This window comes from Pseudomonas sp. P105, assembly GCF_032614175.1.
In the GTDB taxonomy this organism is placed as follows: domain Bacteria; phylum Pseudomonadota; class Gammaproteobacteria; order Pseudomonadales; family Pseudomonadaceae; genus Aquipseudomonas; species Aquipseudomonas rhizophila.
In genome coordinates this window covers 2,420,260-2,441,436 of record NZ_CP126693.1, presented here as the reverse complement: position 1 = coordinate 2,441,436, position 21,177 = coordinate 2,420,260, and the positions used below count along the sequence as shown (strand labels likewise).

Below are 21,177 nucleotides of genomic sequence, written 5' to 3'. Positions count from 1 at the left end.
AGTTCAGCGGATCACTCAGGCGGGGTCACTTCGATACAGCGGGGTGTTTTCAAGCTCATACCGCAACTCATCGATCAGCTTTGCCAGGCTTTCTTCCGAGCGGACGCTGTCGACGCTCATGCCGCTCACCACCAGATCCACCTCCCCGCTTTCGCGGTGATACAGGCGTACGGTAAGGGTCCCGTCGCCGTTGAGGCTGCATTCGCAGGCCAGTGGCTTGAAGCTTTCTTCGAGTCGGGCGCGCAGGGGGGCCAGTAGGGTCATCCGTTGCTCCTCAGCGCTGTAGCCGCGAGCGACCGGCGGGCAGCTGCGGGCTCATAGGCCCGGCAAGCGTCCTGGCGATTGCACGATTGATTCGTTCACTGCTCATTGTGGCGTGTTCCTTGACTGTTTCGTGGGGGACGCGGCATTGCGCAGAGAATGCCGCACCCTCACAGCCTAAGGAGCCAACGGCGCGGGCAAAACCCGAATTTGCACCAGCACGCCCGGTGCATTTGCACTGGCCATCATGGTGCCTTCATTCGCCACTCGTTGGCGAACAAGCCACGTTCGCGCGCCCAGACGATTGCCTCGCTGCGGCTGTGAACATCGAGTTTGGAGTACAGCGTCGCCACATGATTGCGCACGGTATTGGGGGCCAGCTTCAAGCGCGCGGCGATTTCCTTGTCGGCCAGGCCCTGACAGATCAGCCCCAGCACATCACGCTCCCGGGCTGTGAGCTCGGTAAATGAAGTGCTGGGCAACTGGGCGTTGATGCTCTTCACATTGGCCAGTTTTTCGATCAGGGTCCGACTGAACCAGGAGGCATCTTTCATCACCTCTTCGATAGCCGCCACCAGTTCCAACTCCGAGCGTTTGCGTTCGGTGATGTTCATCAACACCAGCAAATAACACGGCTTATCCTGAATGACGACAGTATCGGCTGCCATCTCGCAGTCGATCTGTTCCCCACCTTTTTTGTGAACCTTGACGTCGACACTGGACACGGTTGCGGTTTTTTCCAGCGTGGCAAACAGTGCGGCGCAGGCATCCGCGTCGAGAAAGCCGATTTCCTCCACGGTTTTGCCCAGCAGCTCTTCACTGGCATAACCGGTGGTCTGAAGAAAGGCTTCGTTGATCTCGAGCAGTTGCTGTTCGGCGCTGCACACCAGGGTTGGCACGGGCGTGAGACGGAAAGATTTGGCAAAGCGCTCCTCGCTCTGGCGCAACGCCGTTTCGGCCTTGCGGCGCGGCTCCATGTCCATGAAGGAAAACAGCATGCAGTCTTCGTCATGCAGGTCATCCAGCGGCTGGCCCGCGACAATCACTTGCTTGCTGCCGCCCCCTGGCAGTTTCAACTCAGCCTGCATTTGCGGAATGGTCGCGCCCTGCCCCAGGCGCTCAATGGCCAAGTCACGTTTCTCGGCGGCCTCGAGCACGTCCAGCTCATACACCGAACGCCCGATCACCTGCTCGCGGCTGTAGCCGGTCATTTCCAGAAAGCCTTGGTTGACCTTGATATAGCGCAAGTCACTGAGGCGGCAGATTACCGCCGGCGCCGGGTTGGCACCGAAGGTTCTTTCAAAACGCTGCTCGGCGCTGGCCCACTCGGTGGCATCGCTGAGAATCAGCACCAGCAATTCCGCCTGGCCGCTACGGTCGGTCAGCACCATGCTGCGAATCCGATGAACCCAGGTGCGGTCCGGATCGGCCTCGGGCGTGACCTCCACCAATACGTCGCTGAACTCATCGCCACGGGCGACCCGGGCAATGGGGTAGTTGTCCGCGGTCAGCGGGTGGTTGTTGCGATAACGCAAATTGAACCGCTGGGCGTATTCCTCGGCGTTGGCCCCCAGTTCCTTGAGGTCAGTGACCCCGTGCATGGTCAACGCCGCTTCGTTGGCCCAGGCAATGGTCTGATCGACTTCGATCAACATCACCCCGTCAGACAGCCCGGCGATGATTTGCAGCAGTTGACGACGATTGGTATCGGTAGTCGGGACATCCTGGCTCATCGGGTCTCCATGTGGTCAGAGGAGCATGGAGATTACGACCATCCGCGGCGATGACACGTTCCCCTATAGGAACTGTCGAGTGCAACGAGGCTGCGATCTTTTAATCCTCAAGCTGCTTCAAGCCGCCATGCGTCCCTCGGCAATTGCCTGTGAGGCGGCGAGCATCGCTCGCAGCAGCACCGCACACCCGGCAGCCAGATCATCCGGGGCGGCGTTTTCGATTTCGTTGTGGCTGATGCCGCCTTCGCACGGCACGAAGATCATCCCGGCCGGCCCCAGTTCGGCGAGGAAGATCGCGTCGTGGCCTGCGCCGCTGACGATGTCCATATGGGACAGGCCCAGCCCTTGGGCAGCACCGCGCACAGCTTCGACACAACCCTTGTCGAAGTACAGTGGCGGAAAGTCAGCCGTAGGGGTCAGTTCATACGTCAGGCCGTGTTGCTGACAGGTGTCATCAATGACTTGCCTGACCTCGGCGATCATCGAATCCAGGCGTGCCGGCTCCAGGTGACGAAAATCCAGGGTCATGCGCACTTCGCCGGGGATGACATTGCGCGAACCGGGATAGGCTTGCAGGCAGCCAACCGTGCCGCAGGCATGGGGTTGATGGCCGAGGGCCGCGCGGTTGAGCGCACCGACGATGATCGAAGCGCCGACCAAAGCGTCCTTGCGCAAGTGCATCGGGGTCGGGCCGGCGTGGGCTTCGACGCCCCGCAAGGTCAGATCGAACCACTTCTGCCCCAGTGCCCCCATCACCACACCGATGGTCTTGCGTTCGTCCTCCAGGATCGGCCCCTGCTCGATGTGCGCCTCGAAATACGCCCCCACCGGATGCCCGCTGACCTGGCGTGGCCCGGCGTAGCCGATGGCATTGAGTGCCTGGCCGACGGTAATGCCCTCGGCGTCGGTCTTGGCCAGGGTTTCTTCGAGGGTGAACTTCTCGGCGAATACGCCGGAGCCCATCATGCACGGGGCGAAGCGCGAACCTTCTTCGTTGGTCCAGACCACCACCTCCAACGGTGCTTCGGTTTCTATTTTCAAGTCATTGAGGGTGCGCAGCACTTCCAGGCCGGACAGCACACCGAAGCATCCGTCGAACTTGCCACCGGTAGGCTGGGTGTCGATGTGGCTGCCGGTCATCACCGGTGGCAGGTTCGGATTGCGCCCCGGCCGACGGGCGAAAATATTGCCCACCGCGTCAATGCTGACGGTGCAGCCGGCCGCCTCGGTCCATTGCACGAACAAGTCCCGGGCTTGGCGGTCCAGATCGGTCAGGGCCAGCCTGCACACCCCACCCTTGACCGTGGCACCGAGCTGCGCCAGGTCCATGAGCGACTGCCACAAGCGGTCGCGATTGATGTGCTGTTGGGTGGACTGTAGAACGTCGACGGCTGCGTTCATGGGGGATCTCCAGTTTTTTCAGGCATTTTCTCGTTGTACTTGAGGCCGCTATCGCGAGCAGGCTCGCTCCCACAGGGGATCTGCTGTGCACACAGGCTTGCATTCCCCCCAATCCAGTGTGGGAGCGAGCCTGCTCGCGATGAGGCCCTCCTTTACACCGCAGTTTTAGCGATGGACGGGCTAGCCCGCATACTGCACAACCCGTAATAAATCACCCCGCCCAGTGCCGAGCCGGTGAACCAGCCGTAGCTGTAGAACCAGCTGAATGCGTCGCTGCCCAGCGACAGCAGCGTCAGCACCACGGGCACGCCAAAGGCGATGAAGCCGTTCCAGTTCCAGGCCGGGTAGACGTCGTCGCGGTACAGCCCGGCCAGGTCCAGTTGTTGTTTCTTGATCAGGAAATAGTCCACCACCATGATTCCGGCAATCGGCCCCAGCAGGCTCGAATAGCCCAGCAGCCAGTTGGAATAGACCGACTCAAGGCTGACCTCGGAAACGATCAGACCGAGTTTCTTGAGCAGTTCGTGGGCCATCAGCGCCAGCCCTACCAGCCCGGTCAGCATCACCGCCTTGGTACGGCCGATCAGTTTTGGCGCCAGGTTCTGGAAGTCGTTGGTGGGTGAGACGATGTTGGCGGCGGTGTTGGTCGAGAGCGTGGCGATGATGATCAGCACCATGGCCAGGGCCACCCACAGCGGGCTCTGAATGTGTCCGATCAGGGTCACCGGGTCAGAGACGGTCACGCCCACCAGTTTCGCCGAGGCCGCCGTCATCACCACGCCGAGGGCGGCGAACAGGAACATGGTCAGCGGCAGGCCGATGATCTGCCCCACGATCTGGTCTTTCTGGCTCTTGGCATAACGACTGAAGTCAGGAATGTTCAGCGACAGCGTGGCCCAGAAACCCACCATCGCTGTGAGCCCTGCCAGGAAATAACTGGTCACGCCGGCACCTTCGGGCCGCTTGGCCGGCTGCGCCATCAGTTCGGTCAGGGAGACGTTGGGCAACGCCCACATCAGCAGCCCGACTCCCACCAGCACCAGCAGCGGCGCGGACAGGGTTTCCAGCCATTTGATCGACTCGGCACCGCGCAGCACCACCCACAGGTTCAGGACCCAAAACACCATGAAACCAATCACTTCGCCGGTGCCGCCCAGGCTCTTCCAGCCTTCGAACACCGAGCCGAGAAACAGGTGAATCGCCAACCCGCCGAACATCGTCTGGATTCCGAACCAGCCACACGCCACCAGTGCGCGGATCAGGCAGGGAACGTTGGAGCCGATGACGCCGAAGGACGAACGCAACAGCACCGGGAACGGAATGCCGTATTTGGTCCCGGCAAAGGCGTTCAGGGTCAGGGGAATCAGCACGATGATGTTGGCGAACAGGATGGCCAGCAACGCTTCACCCACCGACAACCCGAAATAGGCCGTGAGCACGCCGCCCAGGGTGTAGGTCGGCACACAGATCGACATGCCGACCCATAACGCAGTGATGTGCCATTTATTCCAGGTTCGCTCGTGCACCTGGGTTGGCGCGATGTCATGGTTGTAACGAGGGCTGTCGAGAACGTCGCTGCCGGCTTCAAGCTCGAATAACCCGTCGCGCTCGGTCACTGTTGATCTGGTCATGTCCGCTCCACTGTTTTCATTATTTTTGCTCATCGACTGGCGATGGCCGGAGTACTTGCATGTAAAGCGCGCGTTCTACCGGCGGCCCTGCCTGGCAGCGACAGCACTCAATAACTGTGCCGATTGCCTCGCCGGGTTGACCGGTTGAACGATATAACACTGACAACTTTATGATATTTAACGCTTTAATTTAATTTCATTGTCCGCTCGCACTGCGCGCCAGTGCCCTTGAGGCTAGATGACCTGCACGTTCTGTCGAGTCCGAGATTCAAAGTGGTGCACCCCACAATATTGCGAAGCGTCTAAACCGTACTTTAACGCCTTTCAAGCTGCTGATTTAGCATGATAAATCTCGCTCAAATAATGATCCTGTCAAGTGCGTCAAAATGGTGAGGCGGCTCACCATTTTGGTGATTTATAGATTAAATTGATATTTTTCAATGAGTTATATATTCAAACAACCCATTAAAAATAATCTTGCCGATTCGTAAAACTCCAGCTAGCTTCTAATCCTGACAGCTGTGACAGGATTAGAACTCTGCACGACTTCATCACTTCCCCATCATGATCTATACAACATAAAGAACCGGCATCAGTCGGTCATGCCTGCGAGGAACTCGGAATGTCTTTGTTGATCCGTGGCGCCACCGTAATAACCCATGATGAACGTTATCGCGCCGATGTGTTGTGTGCCGAAGGTGTGATCAAGGCCATTGGTGAAAACCTGGATGTGCCCGCCGATGTCGAAGTACTCGATGGCAGTGGCCAATACCTGATGCCGGGCGGCATCGACCCGCATACCCATATGCAGTTGCCGTTCATGGGCACCGTCGCCAGCGAAGATTTTTTCAGTGGCACGGCAGCAGGCCTGGCGGGAGGCACGACGTCGATCATCGACTTTGTCATTCCCAATCCCCAGCAATCGCTGATGGAAGCCTTCCACCAGTGGCGCGGCTGGGCGGAAAAAAGCGCCAGTGACTACGGCTTTCACGTGGCGATCACCTGGTGGAGTGAACAGGTTCGTGAAGAGATGGCCGAGCTCGTCAGCCATCACGGGGTAAACAGCTTCAAGCACTTCATGGCCTACAAGAACGCGATCATGGCGGCCGACGACACCTTGGTGGCAAGCTTCGAGCGCTGCCTGGAACTGGGCGCCGTGCCCACGGTGCATGCCGAGAACGGCGAGCTGGTTGATCACCTGCAGCGCAAGTTACTGGCCCAGGGCATTACCGGTCCCGAAGCCCATCCGCTGTCGCGACCATCGCAAGTGGAAGGTGAAGCTGCGAGCCGGGCCATCCGTATTGCCCAGACCCTGGGCACGCCGCTGTACCTGGTGCATGTGTCGACCAAGGAAGCCCTGGATGAAATCACCTATGCCCGCAGCCAGGGCCAGCCGGTCTACGGTGAAGTACTGGCCGGGCATCTGCTGCTCGACGATAGCGTTTATCGCCACCCCGACTGGCAGACCGCCGCCGGTTACGTGATGAGCCCGCCCTTCCGCCCTCGCGGGCACCAGGAGGCGCTCTGGCATGGCTTGCAGTCAGGCAACCTGCACACCACCGCCACCGACCATTGCTGTTTCTGCGCCGAGCAGAAAGCCGCCGGCCGCGAAGACTTCAGCAAGATTCCCAACGGCACCGCCGGTATCGAAGATCGTATGGCGGTGCTGTGGGATGAAGGGGTCAACAGCGGCAAATTGTCGATGCATGATTTCGTCGCCCTCACCTCCACCAACACGGCGAAGATCTTCAACCTTTACCCGCGCAAAGGCGCCATTCGCGTCGGCGCCGACGCCGACCTGGTGCTCTGGGACCCGCAAGGCAGCCGCACGATTTCGGCCAAGACCCACCATCAACAGGTGGACTTCAACATCTTCGAAGGCAAAACCGTGCGCGGCGTGCCCAGCCACACCATCAGCCAGGGCCGGCTGGTCTGGGTCGATGGCGACCTGCGGGCCGAACGCGGAGCGGGACGCTACATCGAACGACCGGCTTACCCGGCGGTGTTCGATTTGTTGAGCAAGCGGGCGGAGTTGCACCGGCCGGTTGCAGTGAAACGCTGATAGCGGCCTACGGCCTATCGCGAGCAGGCTCGCTCCCACACTGGATTTTGAATGGATACAAAATCTGTGTGCACCGCAGATCCCTGTGGGAGCGAGCCTGCTCGCGATGAGGCCAGTCCGGACACAAAAAACACTGCCCACCAGAGGCAGCACCTCAAACACCGTGAGGCCAATTCCATGATCCAGCCCTTGAGTCACCTCCCCCATTCCCAGGAAGACCCGACCACCCTGGCCGCGCGTTTCAGCGACCTGGCGCCGCCGCTCAACCCACGACAGGCGCACCTGGAAGCATCCCGTTGCCTGTACTGCTACGACGCGCCGTGCGTGAACGCCTGTCCGAGCGAGATCGACATCCCTTCGTTCATCCGCAACATCCATCAGGACAACGTTCAGGGCGCGGCGCAGAAGATTCTCTCGGCCAATATCCTCGGCGGCAGTTGTGCCCGGGTCTGCCCCACGGAGATCCTTTGTCAGCAAGCCTGCGTGCGCAACAACGCTCAAGAGTGCGCGCCGGTACTGATCGGCCTGTTGCAACGCTACGCCGTGGACAACGCCCACTTCAGCGAGCACCCGTTCAAACGTGCCGCCGCCACCGGCAAGCGCATTGCCGTGGTCGGCGCGGGTCCTGCGGGGTTGTCCTGCGCTCACCGCAGTGCGATGCACGGCCACGATGTGGTGGTGTTCGAAGCCCGGGAAAAGGCCGGCGGCCTCAACGAATACGGAATCGCCAAATACAAGCTGGTGGACGATTATGCCCAGCGCGAACTGGACTTTCTGCTGGGCATCGGCGGCATCGAAATCCGCCATGGGCAAAAGCTGGGCGAGAACCTCAGCTTGAGCGACTTGCATCAGCAATTCGACGCTGTGTTCCTCGGCCTCGGCCTGGCCGCCAGCAAACAACTGGGCCTGAGCGATGAACAGGCGCCGGGGCTGCTGGCCGCCACCGAGTACATCCGCGAACTGCGCCAGGCTAACGACCTTAGCCAGTTGCCGCTGGCCGACCGCTGCATCGTCCTCGGTGCCGGCAACACCGCCATCGACATGGCCGTGCAGATGGCCCGTCTCGGTGCTCGGGACGTCAGCCTGGTGTACCGGCGCGGCCTTGAGGACATGGGCGCCACCGTCCATGAGCAAGACATCGCCAAGGCCAATCAGGTGCGTCTGCTGACCTGGGCCCAACCGCAACAAGTGCTGCTGGACGAGGCCGGGAATGTGCGGGGCATGCGTTTCTCCCGCACCCACCTGGAGAACGGTCGGTTGGTCACCGGCGCCGACACCTTCGACCTGCCCGCTGACGGGATTTTCAAAGCCATTGGCCAGGCCTTCGATGACCACGCGCTGGCGGACCCGCTGGCCCGTGAACTCAAACGCCAGGATGGACGGATCCTGGTAGACGAGCATTTGCGCACCAGCATCGCCGGCGTGTATGCCGGCGGTGACTGCACCAGCCTGGACCAGGACCTGACGGTGCAGGCCGTGCAGCACGGCAAGCTTGCCGCCGAGGCGATCAACGCTCAACTCATGCTCAACGTGGAGGCTGCGTAAATGGCCGATCTGTCGATTGTCTTCGCCGGCATCAAAGCCCCCAATCCGTTCTGGCTGGCCTCCGCGCCGCCGACCGACAAGGCCTACAACGTGGTACGTGCCTTCGAGGCCGGTTGGGGTGGCGTGGTCTGGAAAACCCTTGGAGAGGATCCGGCGGCCGTGAACGTGTCGTCGCGTTACTCGGCCCACTTCGGCGCCAATCGCGAGGTGCTGGGCATCAATAATATTGAGCTGATCACCGACCGTTCGCTGGAGATCAACCTGCGGGAAATCACCCAGGTGAAAAAGGACTGGCCGGACCGGGCGCTGATCGTGTCGTTGATGGTGCCGTGCGTGGAAGAATCCTGGAAACGCATCCTGCCCCTGGTTGAAGCCACGGGTGCCGACGGTATCGAGCTGAACTTCGGCTGCCCCCACGGCATGCCCGAGCGGGGCATGGGCGCGGCCGTCGGCCAGGTGCCGGAGTACGTCGAGCAAGTCACGCGCTGGTGCAAGACCTATTGCTCGCTGCCGGTGATCGTCAAGCTGACGCCGAACATCACCGACATCCGCGTCGCTGCCCGCGCGGCCCATCGGGGCGGCGCCGATGCAGTGTCGTTGATCAACACCATCAACTCCATCACCAGCGTCGACCTGGACCGCATGGTCGCCCTGCCCATCGTCGGCAGCCAGAGCACCCACGGCGGCTACTGCGGCTCGGCGGTCAAGCCGATCGCGCTGAACATGGTCGCGGAAATCGCCCGTGACCCGCAGACCCAGGGCTTGCCGATCTGCGGCATCGGTGGCATCGGCAGTTGGCGCGACGCGGCGGAATTCATCGCCCTGGGCAGTGGCGCCGTGCAAGTGTGCACGGCGGCGATGCTCCACGGTTTTCGTATTGTCGAAGAGATGAAGGACGGTCTGTCACGCTGGATGGACGACCACGGCCACGCCAACCTGCAGGCATTTTCCGGTCGCGCGGTGGGCAACACCACCGACTGGAAGTACCTGGACATCAACTATCAAGTCATCGCGAAGATCGACCAAGCGGCCTGCATCGGCTGCGGTCGCTGCCACATCGCCTGTGAAGACACGTCCCACCAGGCCATCGCCAGCCTCAAGCAAGCGGACGGGACGCACAAATATGAAGTGATCGATGAAGAGTGCGTAGGCTGCAACCTCTGCCAGATCACCTGCCCGGTGCAGGACTGCATCGAGATGGTGACGGTGGAAACGGGCAAGCCGTTCCTGGATTGGAACCATGATCCGCGTAATCTCTATCATGTAGCGGTCTGAAATTTGCGGTGTCTGGCCGGGCGCCATCGCGAGCAAGCTCGCTCCCACAGAGGATCGTGTCGTTCACAGATTTTGTGTACGCCAGAAATCCACTGTGGGAGCGAGCCTGCTCGCGATAGGGCCATCAGCCTCAACACAGATCTCAGGGCTCCAACCCAATCCCCCGCAAAATCACACTAGTCACCGTCTGCACCGCCCGTTCGAACTGCATGTCGGACAGTGGCTGGTGATCATTGAGAATGTTGATCTGGTGGTCGAAGTCGGCGTAGTGCTGGGTCGAGGCCCAGATCATGTAGAGCAGGCTTGAAGGCTCTACGGGGAGGATGCGTTTGTCCTCCACCCACTGGCGAATTTTTGCCTCTTTCATCTTGGCCCAGTCATAGAGGCTGGCATCCAGCGCCTGGCCCAGGGTCGGGGCGCCGTGGATGATTTCGTTGGCCCAGACCTTCGAGCCGTAGGGCCGGCTACGGGAGTGGTTCATCTTGGCGCGGATGTAACTGCTGAGCACCACCCGCGGGTCATCGAACATCTCGAAGCACAAGGCATCCTGCTTCCAGACCTCCAACAGATCGAACAGCACGGCGCTGTACAGCTCGCTCTTGGTGCTGAAGTAATAATGCAGGTTGGATCGGGGCAGTTGCACCTCGGCAGCGATGTCGGCCATGGCGGTGCCGCCGAAGCCCTTTTCGGCAAAGACCTTTTCGGCGGCCAGCAGGATTTTCTCGACGTTACTGCGACGAATCTCGATCTTGTGATTGCCCATGAGGGCTCCCTGACGACAGCGTTGGTCAAGACTAGCATTCACCCACTTCTGAAAACACCGGCGCTGCTTGTGGGAAAGCTTCTGTGGCGAGGGAGCTTGCTCCCGCTCGGCTGCGCAGCAGTCGTAAAACCGGCTGGCGCGGTATCCCTGGAAAACCGCGCCAGTTCATTTTGGGGCTGCTGCGCAGCCCAGCGGGAGCAAGCTCCCTCGCCACAAAAGCAGGTTCGGGTTGGCCTCTGGGGGTGTTCTTCAAAGGCCAGTTTCAAGGGGTGAGTCAGCTAGTGCGCTTCGACGTTATCCAGCGCACGGTTCGCCAGCAATCCGCTCAATTCGATCAATTGCTGGATGCCCAGGGCGATGTGGCGCCTGGGACCTTCCAGGTCGAAGGCCAAGTCGCTGACCATGGCATTGGCCGAGGCCAGGTTTTCGCTGAGGTTGGCGAGCAGGGTTTCGGTGTCGACGCCATTGGCGACGGTGAACAGTTGGCCGGGATCGGCCTCGGATTTGCTGGGTTTGGGCTTGAGGTAGTGGTCGAGGATGCGGTCGGCGGCTTTGTCGAACGCCTTGGAATTGGATGGATCTGTACCGGGTGGGTTGGGGGTTACTTTGAACATTGGTGAATCTCCAAATCGAAAAATGGAGCCATCACTCTCGCTACCAAACGAAGGGTGGCGGCCATACGCGGGTTGGTAGACCGGTGACTTGGAGAACCGGCGCGTCCGAAAACGCCCTGCGCATGACCGCCATAAAACAGATACCAAAACGGACTGTATGACAGGGGCTATGCGTCAAGTCAAAAGCCGGGCTACCAAACCCGATCACTGATTCAATCAGCGACCCGGAAACGATAGAGCCCTGCCCCCCAGACGCACAAGCCGGCGGATTCTGGCGCAGTTGTAGGCAACGGCGCAAGACAACGTAGCCCGACCCCGAACGATCCTACATCTGGATAAACACAAACCCGTTTGGACCCGGCATAGGGTTAAACAACACACCCTTGTGGCGAGGGGATTTATCCCCTCGCCACAAAGGACTTCACCGTCCGTTGGATCGTGCGCATTCGACTAATGTCTTAGACCAGTCATCGCACAACCAAGCACCCTCCCCGCTACTCTCAAACCACGCTTCGACACGGCGCCACGGCCTGCAATCTTGAGCTCGGCCAGCGCCAGCCATTGAAACGTCTCATTTTGAGCACACCCGAGTTGGACAATTCCGATAATGGCCAGTTGACAACGAGGAGCAGCTTCCAAATAATCCACCTCATGTTGTACGACGACGTATGACAAATAAAAACAACAAAAAAGTAGGGAGCGTCATAGTGAGCACACGTGTCCGTTTTTCGCCCAACCACCGTCAAAATCGCCGTACCTTTCTCAACGCCAGCCCCGCCCTGGTCCTTCTCGGTTGCAGCAGCCTTGCCGCGTTCCTGCCAATGTCCGCCAGCGCCGAAGGCTTCGTCGATGACGCCAAGGTCAATCTCAACCTGCGCAACTTCTACATCAACCGCAACTTCACCAACCCGGCTAACGCCCAAGGCAAAGCCGAGGAATGGACCCAGAGTTTCATTCTCGACGCCAAGTCCGGCTTCACCCAGGGCACAGTCGGTTTCGGTGTAGACGTGCTGGGCATGTACTCGCTCAAGCTCGACGGTGGTCGCGGCACGGCCAATACCGCCTTGTTGCCGGTGCATGACGATGGCCGCCCGGCCGATGACTTTGGTCGCCTGGGTGTCGCACTCAAGGCCAAGGTGTCGAAAACTGAGCTGAAAGTGGGCGAATGGATGCCGGTGCTGCCGATCCTGCGCTCTGACGATGGCCGGTCCCTGCCGCAGACTTTCCGCGGTGGTCAGGTCACCTCCACCGAGATCAACGGCCTGAGCCTGTACGGCGGCCAGTTCCGCGCCAACAGCCCGCGTAACGACGCGAGCATGGAAGACATGTCGATGAACGGCCGCGGCGCGTTCACGTCCGACCGCTTCAATTTCGGCGGCGGCGAATACGCTTTCAACGACAAGCGCACTCAGGTCGGCGTCTGGTACGCGGAACTGTCGGACATCTACCAGCAAAAATATTTCAACCTGACCCACAGCCAGCCCATCGGTGACTGGACCCTGGGCGCCAACCTGGGCTACTTCATCGGCAAGGAAGAAGGCAGTGCCCTGGCGGGCGACCTGGACAACAAGACCGCCTTCGCCATGCTCTCGGCCAAATACGGTGGCAACACCTTCTACGTCGGCCTGCAAAAACTCAGCGGCGACGATGGCTGGATGCGCGTCAACGGCACCAGCGGCGGCACCCTGGCCAACGACAGCTACAACTCCAGCTACGACAACGCCCAGGAAAAATCCTGGCAAGTGCGCCACGACTTCAACTTTGCCGCCGTCGGCGTACCGGGCCTGACCCTGATGAACCGCTACATCAGCGGTGACAACGTACACACCGGCACCATCACCGACGGTAAGGAATGGGGTCGCGAAAGCGAACTGGCCTACACCGTACAAAGCGGTGCGTTGAAGAGCCTCAATGTGAAATGGCGTAACGCGTCGATTCGTCGAGACTTCAGTAACAACGAGTTCGATGAAAACCGCTTGATCGTCAGCTACCCGATCTCGCTTCTTTAAGCCGGGATCGGTCGCCATGGCCGCTTTTCAAAAGGGCCATGGCGACGCGACAGCCAAAGGCAGGGACGCCGTTGTAGAGCGATTCGTCGATCAAACGTTGACAAGGTAGCGGTAGGATAAGGATATTCCCTCTCGGTCGTACGACAACTTATAACAACTGATACCTCTCACCGTTTGCTCAGGTAATTTCATGACTACGACACACATTCGCCACCCCTTCAATCGTCTGCTGCTGACCGGTGCTGCCGGCGGCCTGGGCAAAGTCTTGCGTGAACGCCTCAAGCCTTTCGCCCGCCACATTCGCCTGTCGGACATCGCCAACATGGCCCCGGCCATTGATGAAAGTGAAGAAGTGGTGCCGTGCGACCTGTCTGATAAACAGGCGGTGCATCAACTGGTGGAAGGCGTCGATGCCATTTTGCATTTCGGCGGTGTTTCGGTAGAGCGTCCGTTCGAAGAAATCCTCGGCGCCAACATCAGCGGCGTGTTCCACATCTATGAAGCCGCCCGCAAGCATGGCGTCAAGCGCGTGATCTTCGCCAGTTCCAACCACGTCATCGGTTTCTACAAGCAGGACGAGGCCCTCGACGCCCTATCCCCTCGCCGTCCGGATGGCTACTACGGCTTGTCCAAGTCCTACGGCGAAGACATGGCCAGTTTTTACTTCGATCGCTACGGCATCGAAACCGTGAGCATCCGCATTGGCTCGTCGTTCCCCGAGCCACAAAACCGCCGGATGATGAGCACCTGGCTGAGCTTCGACGACCTCACCCAACTGATCGAATGCTCGCTCTATACCCCGAAAGTCGGCCACACCGTGGTGTATGGCATGTCCGCCAACCGCGACGTCTGGTGGGACAACAGCCAGGCCGCGCACCTGGGCTACCAGCCTAAGGACAGCTCCGAAGTCTTCCGTGACAAGGTCGAAGCGCAACCGATGCCGGCCGCCGATGACCCCGCCAGGGTCTACCAGGGTGGCGCCTTTGTCGCAGCCGGCCCGTTCGACGACTGATTCGCCTGTTTTTCATGGGATACGAACGAACCAAGGAATCGCCATGCAAGCCGAATTGATTGTCGATGCACGCAACGCCGTCGGTGAGAGCCCAGTGTGGGTTCCCGAGGAGAACGCCCTGTACTGGGTGGACATTCCCAGCGGTGGGTTGCAGTGCTGGAATGCCGGAACCGGACAGCTCAAAGGCTGGGAAACCCCCGAAATGCTCGCCTGCATCGCCCGTCACCAGGACGGGGGTTGGATCGCCGGCATGGAGAGTGGTTTCTTTCGCCTGCACCCCTTTGATGACGGCAGCCTGGACAGCGAATTGTGCGCCAGCGTCGAGCACGCCCGCACCGACATGCGCCTCAACGATGGCCGTTGCGACCGCCAGGGCCGTTTCTGGGCCGGCAGCATGGTGCTGAACATGGGGGCCAACGCCGACCAGGGGCGGATGTACCGCTTCGATGGCGGACAGCGCGGGCCGGTCGAGGCACAACTGAGCGGGTTCATCGTGCCCAATGGCCTGGGCTTCAGCCCCGATGGGCGCACGATGTACCTCTCCGACTCACATCCGTTGATCCAGCAGATCTGGGCTTTCGATTACGACATCGACAGCGGCACGCCCTCCAACCGACGGCTGTTCGTCGACATGATGCCCCTGGCCGGACGCCCGGACGGCGCGGCGGTGGACGCAGAAGGTTGCTATTGGATCTGCGCCAACGATGCCGGCCTCATCCATCGTTTCACCCCGGATGGCCGACTGGATCGCTCTTTGGCGGTGCCGGTGAAGAAACCGACGATGTGCGCCTTTGGCGGCAGCCGTCTGGACACCCTGTTCGTCACCTCGATCCGACCTGGCGACGACACTGATCCGCAGTCCCTGGCCGGGGGCGTGTTTGCCCTCAACCCCGGCGTCAAGGGCCTTGCTGAAACGGCTTTCGGAGGATCGAAACCCGCCGCCAACTGACCTGCATTGCCGCTTCATTCGATAGACATAAAAACAACAACACTGGAGATTGACCATGAATTTCAAACGCACGCTTCTGATCGCAGCCCTCCCCCTGGCCTTCCTTGCGCAAGCGGCACAGGCTCTTGAGATCAAGTTTGCCGATATCCACCCCGATGGCTATCCAACCGTGGAAGCGGAAAAAATCCTCGGCAAGACGCTGGTCGAGGAAAGCAAAGGCCAGAAAGACCCGTTCACCTTCAAGATGTATTCCGGCGGTGTGTTGGGCTCGGAAAAAGAAGTCATCGAGCAGCTTCAGGTCGGTGCCGTCCAGATGGCCCGCGTCAGCCTGGGCATCGTTGGGCCGGTGGTGCCGGACGTAAACGTCTTCAACATGCCATTCGTGTTCCGTGACCAGGCACACATGCGCAAGATCATCGACGGTGAAATCGGCCAGGAAATCCTCGACAAGATCACCAACTCCGAATTCAACCTCGTGGCCCTGGCCTGGATGGACGGCGGTACTCGCAACCTCTACACCAAGAAACCCGTGCACAAGCCCGAAGACATGCATGGCATGAAAATTCGCGTCATGGGCAACCCGATGTTCATCGAGACCCTCAACGCCATGGGCGGTAACGGGATTGCCATGGACACCGGTGAAATCTTCAGTGCTCTGCAGACCGGCGTGATCGACGGTGCGGAAAACAACCCGCCGACCATGCTCGAGCACAACCACTACCAGAACGCCAAGTACTACAGCTTGACCGGCCACCTGATCCTGCCGGAGCCGGTGGTGATGTCCAAGTTCACCTGGGAAAAACTCACCCCCGAGCAGCAAGCCCTGGTGAAAAAAGCGGCCAAGCAATCCCAGCTGGACGAGCGCGAATTGTGGGACAAGAAGACTGCCGCCAGTGAAGAGAAACTCAAGGCCGCGGGCGTTGAGTTCATCACCGTCGACAAGAAACCCTTCTATGACGCCACCGCACCGATCCGGGCCAAATACGGTGCTCCGTACGCCGACCTGATCAAGCGTATCGAAGCCGTTCAGTAACACCTCTCAATCTGTACTTGAAAAGGCCAGGTGCGCCCGATGTCACGGGCGCGCCCGGTTACGGTGGAACCCGATGAAGAATTTGCTGCTGCGCATCAACGACAAGATTTACATGACTTGCATCTGGGTCGCCGGCCTCTCTGTCCTGGCAATTGCTCTGATGATTCCCTGGGGCGTGTTCGCCCGCTACGTGCTGGGTACCGGCTCAAGCTGGCCGGAGCCCACCGCGATTTTGCTGATGATCGTGTTCACGTTCATCGGCGCCGCCGCCAGTTACCGCGCTGGTGCGCACATGGCTGTGGACATGCTCACCAACCGCCTGCCCCCTCACTTGAAAACCGCGGCATCGGTGTTTTCCCAACTGCTGATGGCGGTGATCTGCATCTTCATGATCAGCGGCGGCACCAAACTCTGCCTGTCCACCTGGAATCAGTACATGAGCGCCCTGCCCACACTGCGGGTCGGCATCACGTACATGCCCATACCGGTCGGTGGTTTTCTGACCCTGATTTTTGTCCTGGAAAAACTCTTGCTCGGTGATCAGAGCAAGCGCCGGGTCGTGCAGTTCGACCTGGTCGAAGAAAGTGAAGGTGCCGCTTAATGGACGCTCTGATTCTGCTGGGCAGTTTTTTCCTGTTGATCCTGATCGGCATGCCGGTCGCCTACGCCCTGGGTGCCGCTGCGCTGATCGGCGCGTGGTGGATCGATATTCCATTCCAGGCCGTGATGATCCAGGTCGCGGGCGGGGTGAATAAATTTTCGTTGCTGGCCATTCCGTTCTTCGTCCTGGCCGGTGCAATCATGGCCGAGGGTGGTATGTCTCGCCGGCTGGTGGCCTTCGCCGGTGTGCTGGTGGGTTTCGTGCGCGGCGGTCTGTCACTGGTCAACCTCATGGCCTCGACGTTCTTCGGTGCCATTTCCGGTTCCTCGGTGGCCGACACCGCCTCGGTGGGTTCGGTACTGATCCCGGAGATGGAACGCCGCGGCTACCCGCGGGAGTTCTCCACCGCAGTGACCGTCAGTGGTTCGGTACAAGCCCTGCTGACCCCGCCCAGCCATAACGCGGTGCTGTACTCCCTGGCAGCCGGCGGTACGGTTTCCATCGGTGCGCTGTTCATGGCCGGCATCGTGCCGGGTCTGCTGATGAACGCCTGCCTGATGGTGCTGTGCCTGATCTTCGCGAAGAAGCGCAACTACCCCAAGGGCGAAGTGATTCCCCTCAAGCAAGCGCTGAAAATCTGCCGGGAAGCCATGTGGGGCATGATGACCATGTTCATCATCCTCGGCGGCATCCTCTCGGGTGTTTTCACCGCCACCGAATCGGCCGCCATCGCTGTGCTCTGGGCATTCTTCGTGACCATGTGCATTTACCGCGACTACAAGTGGAGTGAGTTGCCGAAACTGATGCATCGCACGGTGCGTACTATCTCGATCGTGATGATCCTGATCGGCTTCGCCGCCAGCTTCGGCTACATCATGACGCTGATGCAGATCCCGGCGAAAATCACCACCCTGTTCCTGACCATCTCCGACAACCGCTACGTGATCCTGATGTGCATCAACGCGATGCTGCTGGTCCTGGGTACGGTGATGGACATGGCGCCGCTGATCCTGATCCTGACCCCGATCCTGATGCCGGTGATCATGGGCATCGGCGTGGACCCTGTGCAGTTCGGCATGATCATGCTGGTGAACCTGGGTATCGGGCTCATTACACCGCCGGTGGGGGCAGTGCTGTTCGTCGGCTCCGCCATTGGCAAGGTCAGTATCGAAAGCACCGTCAAGGCCCTGTTGCCGTTCTACGGCGTGCTGTTCCTGGTGTTGCTGGCCGTGACCTACATTCCGGCGATCTCGCTGTGGTTGCCGCGTCTGGTGTTGTAACCCTATAAATGAGCAAGCCCCCTTGTGGCGAGGGAGCTTGCTCCCGCTGGACTGCGAAGCAGGCCCATAGGTTTTTGACTCCGTGCGTCTGCTGCGCAGCCGAGCGGGAGCAAGCTCCCTCGCCACAAAAGCATGCACACAAGAGTCGTCCCGAAGTTTTTTCCAACCCAGCAGACAAGCCAACATGACCCCGCCTCTTCTCCAACTCGAAGACGAACAGACTCGCCTGACCCTGGCCCCGCACCTGGGTGCCAGCCTGGTCAGTTGGACGTTGCGCGGCAGCGGCCAGCCGCTGTTGCGCCCGCCCGCGCCCCAGGCCGTGGAAAACGGCCTGCCCGGTAAGCTCGGCTGCTTCCCGCTGATCCCATGGTCGAACCGGATCGCCAACGCAGGTTTCGACTGTCCGGGCGGCTGGCTCGCCTTGGAAGCCAACAGCCCCAACGACCCGTTCCCGATCCATGGCAGCGCCTGGCAACAACCGTGGCAAGTGATAGAGCAAAGCGCCCAGGAAGCCTTGTTGCAACTCGACAGCCAACATCCATTCGCCTATTGCGCCAGCCTGCGGATCCGCTTGAGCGGCGGTCAGTTACAGATCGCGATGCACGTCACCCACCTGGCCGAACAGGCCGCGTGGCACGGGCTGGGTTTGCATCCGTACTTCCCGCGCACTGCTGGCACGCGCCTGCAAACCCGTGCAACCGAAGTCTGGATGTGCGATGAGAAAAAACTGCCGACCACGTTGGGCAGCGTTCCTCGAACCTGGGACTTCCAACAACCCCGCTTGCTGCCGGACACACTGGTGGACAACGGCTTTGGCGGCTGGAACGGGCATTGCCTGATCCAGCAACCGGACCTGGGTTATGAGCTGGAATGCCGAGCCAGCGGCAGCGAATACTTCCTGCTGTACTGTCCCGTGGGACTGGATTTCTTTTGCATCGAACCGGTCAGCCATCCGGTCAATGCCCATCACCTGCCAGGACGGCCGGGCTTGCGTTTGCTCGAGCAAGGGCAGTCGGTGGCGTTGGGGTTTTTGATGCAGTGTCGACTCCTGTAACCCCTCCAGACAGGTTTCTCTCCCGCTCGGCTGGGCCTCAGGTCCCCAAGGTCAACCCGTTGGCCGGCAGCGGCAGCGCAGTCTTATATCGAACCTGCTTGAGCGCAAAGCTCGAACGGATATTCGCCACCCCCGGAACCTTGGTCAGAAAGTCCATCATGAACCGCTCCAGCGACTGGATCGACGGCACCAGCACGCGGATCAGGTAATCCGGGTCGCCTGCCATCAGGTAGCACTCCATCACCTCCGGCCGGTCGGAGATCGCCTCTTCGAAGTGCTGCAACGCCTCCTCCACTTGTTTTTCCAGGCTCACGTGGATGAACACGTTGACATGCAGGCCCAGCAGATCGGCATCCAGCAGCGTGACTTGCTCGCGTATCACCCCCAGCTCCTCCATGGCCCGGACCCGGTTGAAGCAAGGCGTGGGCGATAGATTGACCGACCGGGCAAGCTCGGCGTTGGTGATGCGGGCGTTTTCCTGAAGGCTGTTCAGAATGCCGATGTCGGTGCGATCCAATTTACGCATGAGACAAATAATCCTGTTTTTTATCGTTGTGCAGATTTTTTATCTGCAAATGATCTGAACAGCAACCCAACAGAGAAAAATATTCTTCTGCGTCGAGCCTATGATTGTTGTAGGACAATTTTCCTTACCCGGGAAAGTTCGTCAGCTAGCGCGCCCACTACAAGAAATTCACAAGATCGAGCGTAGAAAGCCATGAACCCAGCGTATGAACCGCTACGCCTGCACGTCCCCGAACCCTCGGGCCGTCCCGGCTGCCAGACCGACTTCTCCTACCTGCATCTAAGCGATGCCGGCACGGTGCGCAAACCCTCCATCGACGTTGAACCGTCCGACACGGCCGACCTGGCCCGCGGGCTGATTCGCGTGCTCGATGACCAGGGCAATGCCCACGGCCCATGGGCCGAAGACGTGCCTCTCGAGATCCTGCGCAAAGGCATGCGCGCCATGCTCAAGACGCGCATCTACGACAACCGCATGGTGGTCGCCCAGCGCCAGAAAAAAATGTCGTTCTACATGCAGAGCCTCGGCGAGGAAGCCATCGGCAGCGGCCAGGCCCTGGCGCTGAACATCGATGACATGTGCTTTCCCACCTATCGCCAGCAAAGCATCCTGATGGCCCGCGAGGTGCCGTTGGTGGGCATGATCTGCCAACTGCTGTCCAACGAGCGCGATCCGCTCAAGGGCCGGCAGTTGCCGATCATGTACTCGGTCAAGGACGCCGGTTTTTTCACCATCTCCGGCAACCTCGCCACGCAATTCATCCAGGGCGTGGGCTGGGGCATGGCCTCGGCGATCAAGGGCGACACCAAGATCGCCTCGGCCTGGATCGGTGACGGCGCCACCGCCGAATCGGACTTCCACACCGCCCTGACCTTCGCCCACGTCTACCGGGCGCCGGTGATCCTCAACGTGGTCAACAACCAGTGGGCGATCTCCACCTTCCAGGCCATTGCCGGCGGTGAAGCCACCACCTTCGCCGGACGCGGCGTCGGCTGCGGCATCGCTTCGCTGCGGGTGGATGGCAACGACTTCATGGCGGTCTACGCCGCTTCGCGCTGGGCCGCCGAACGCGCCCGCCGCAACCTCGGCCCGGCGCTGATCGAATGGGTGACCTACCGCGCCGGCCCGCACTCCACTTCCGATGATCCGTCCAAATACCGTCCCGCCGACGACTGGAGCCACTTCCCGCTGGGCGACCCGATTGCGCGCCTCAAGCAGCACCTGGTGAAAATCGGCCACTGGTCCGAAGAGGAACATGCCGCCGTCAGCGCCGAACTCGAAGCCGAGGTGATCGCTGCGCAGAAGGAAGCCGAGCAGTACGGCACCCTCGCTGGCGGGCAGATCCCAAGCGCCGCGACCATGTTCGAAGACGTCTACAAAGAGATGCCGGAGCACTTGAAGCGCCAGCGTCAGGAGTTGGGGATCTGA

18 protein-coding genes are annotated in these 21,177 nt (G+C 60.3%); 11 read left to right on the top strand and 7 right to left on the bottom strand.

The genetic code is table 11. The annotated features are described in order from the left end of the window. Positions 1-15: 15 nt before the first annotated feature. The 4 genes from QOM08_RS11105 to QOM08_RS11090 all read right to left on the bottom strand — a co-directional run bounded on the left by QOM08_RS11105 (position 16) and on the right by QOM08_RS11090 (position 5,026). Positions 16-264 carry a DUF1652 domain-containing protein gene (locus QOM08_RS11105; RefSeq protein ID WP_047230189.1) on the bottom strand — a complete coding sequence of 83 codons (249 nt, stop codon included), beginning with the start codon at positions 262-264 and terminating at the stop codon, positions 16-18. Positions 265-506: 242 nt separating this feature from the next. Continuing rightward, a complete protein-coding gene (locus QOM08_RS11100; protein WP_160892438.1) occupies positions 507-1,994 on the bottom strand; it encodes a helix-turn-helix transcriptional regulator in 1,488 nt (495 codons plus the stop codon). A 117-nt stretch (positions 1,995-2,111) separates the two neighbouring features. Continuing rightward, on the bottom strand, positions 2,112-3,395 hold the full coding sequence (locus QOM08_RS11095; RefSeq protein ID WP_316912953.1) for a Zn-dependent hydrolase: 1,284 nt from the start codon (positions 3,393-3,395) through the stop codon (positions 2,112-2,114). Positions 3,396-3,547: 152 nt separating this feature from the next. After that, positions 3,548-5,026, bottom strand: a complete 1,479-nt coding sequence (locus QOM08_RS11090; protein WP_047230186.1) for an NCS1 family nucleobase:cation symporter-1 — start codon at positions 5,024-5,026, stop codon at positions 3,548-3,550. Positions 5,027-5,648: 622 nt separating this feature from the next. Between QOM08_RS11090 and hydA the strand changes: the two genes are divergently transcribed. The 3 genes from hydA to preA all read left to right on the top strand — a co-directional run bounded on the left by hydA (position 5,649) and on the right by preA (position 9,908). After that, a complete protein-coding gene (gene hydA, locus QOM08_RS11085; RefSeq protein WP_160892436.1) occupies positions 5,649-7,088 on the top strand; it encodes a dihydropyrimidinase in 1,440 nt (479 codons plus the stop codon). 177 nt (positions 7,089-7,265) lie between these two features. Then, positions 7,266-8,633 (top strand): NAD(P)-dependent oxidoreductase, encoded by a 1,368-nt coding sequence (locus QOM08_RS11080; RefSeq protein WP_139050530.1) that lies wholly within the window; start codon positions 7,266-7,268, stop codon positions 8,631-8,633. Then, positions 8,634-9,908 carry an NAD-dependent dihydropyrimidine dehydrogenase subunit PreA gene (gene preA, locus QOM08_RS11075; RefSeq protein WP_316912952.1) on the top strand — a complete coding sequence of 425 codons (1,275 nt, stop codon included), beginning with the start codon at positions 8,634-8,636 and terminating at the stop codon, positions 9,906-9,908. Positions 9,909-10,050: 142 nt separating this feature from the next. Here the strand turns inward: preA and QOM08_RS11070 are convergent, their stop codons facing one another. Both QOM08_RS11070 and QOM08_RS11065 read right to left on the bottom strand, forming a co-directional pair. Continuing rightward, entirely contained in the window at positions 10,051-10,671 is a 621-nt protein-coding gene (locus QOM08_RS11070; RefSeq protein ID WP_047230182.1) for a TetR/AcrR family transcriptional regulator, read from the bottom strand. 278 nt (positions 10,672-10,949) lie between these two features. After that, positions 10,950-11,285 (bottom strand): DUF6124 family protein, encoded by a 336-nt coding sequence (locus QOM08_RS11065; protein ID WP_316912951.1) that lies wholly within the window; start codon positions 11,283-11,285, stop codon positions 10,950-10,952. An 821-nt stretch (positions 11,286-12,106) separates the two neighbouring features. On the opposite strand from QOM08_RS11065, the gene QOM08_RS11060 reads away from it, so the two are divergent. The 7 genes from QOM08_RS11060 (at position 12,107) to QOM08_RS11030 (ending at position 19,223) form a co-directional block, all read left to right on the top strand. Next, the gene (locus QOM08_RS11060) at positions 12,107-13,294 is read left to right on the top strand and encodes an OprD family porin (RefSeq protein ID WP_410479140.1); all 1,188 of its coding nucleotides are present in this window, start codon (positions 12,107-12,109) and stop codon (positions 13,292-13,294) included. A gap of 190 nt (positions 13,295-13,484) precedes the next feature. Next, the gene (locus QOM08_RS11055; protein ID WP_160891782.1) at positions 13,485-14,306 is read left to right on the top strand and encodes an NAD-dependent epimerase/dehydratase family protein; all 822 of its coding nucleotides are present in this window, start codon (positions 13,485-13,487) and stop codon (positions 14,304-14,306) included. Positions 14,307-14,349: 43 nt separating this feature from the next. Beyond that, complete coding sequence (locus QOM08_RS11050) at positions 14,350-15,255, top strand: SMP-30/gluconolactonase/LRE family protein (RefSeq protein WP_076385292.1); 906 nt, start codon at positions 14,350-14,352, stop codon at positions 15,253-15,255. A 55-nt stretch (positions 15,256-15,310) separates the two neighbouring features. Next, positions 15,311-16,288, top strand: coding sequence for a TRAP transporter substrate-binding protein (locus QOM08_RS11045; protein ID WP_047227599.1), 978 nt, complete (start codon positions 15,311-15,313; stop codon positions 16,286-16,288). Between the two features lie 73 nt (positions 16,289-16,361). Next, on the top strand, positions 16,362-16,889 hold the full coding sequence (locus QOM08_RS11040) for a TRAP transporter small permease (protein ID WP_047227600.1): 528 nt from the start codon (positions 16,362-16,364) through the stop codon (positions 16,887-16,889). Then, positions 16,889-18,169 (top strand): TRAP transporter large permease, encoded by a 1,281-nt coding sequence (locus tag QOM08_RS11035; protein ID WP_047227601.1) that lies wholly within the window; start codon positions 16,889-16,891, stop codon positions 18,167-18,169. The genes QOM08_RS11040 and QOM08_RS11035 overlap by 1 nt, the downstream gene beginning before the upstream one ends. 184 nt (positions 18,170-18,353) lie before the next feature. Then, positions 18,354-19,223 (top strand): aldose 1-epimerase, encoded by an 870-nt coding sequence (locus tag QOM08_RS11030; protein ID WP_310663000.1) that lies wholly within the window; start codon positions 18,354-18,356, stop codon positions 19,221-19,223. Between the two features lie 37 nt (positions 19,224-19,260). Here QOM08_RS11030 and bkdR read toward each other — a convergent pair whose 3' ends face one another. After that, positions 19,261-19,749, bottom strand: a complete 489-nt coding sequence (gene bkdR, locus QOM08_RS11025; protein WP_047227603.1) for a Bkd operon transcriptional regulator BkdR — start codon at positions 19,747-19,749, stop codon at positions 19,261-19,263. Positions 19,750-19,941: 192 nt separating this feature from the next. Between bkdR and QOM08_RS11020 the strand changes: the two genes are divergently transcribed. Further along, positions 19,942-21,177 carry a 3-methyl-2-oxobutanoate dehydrogenase (2-methylpropanoyl-transferring) subunit alpha gene (locus tag QOM08_RS11020; RefSeq protein WP_107322737.1) on the top strand — a complete coding sequence of 412 codons (1,236 nt, stop codon included), beginning with the start codon at positions 19,942-19,944 and terminating at the stop codon, positions 21,175-21,177.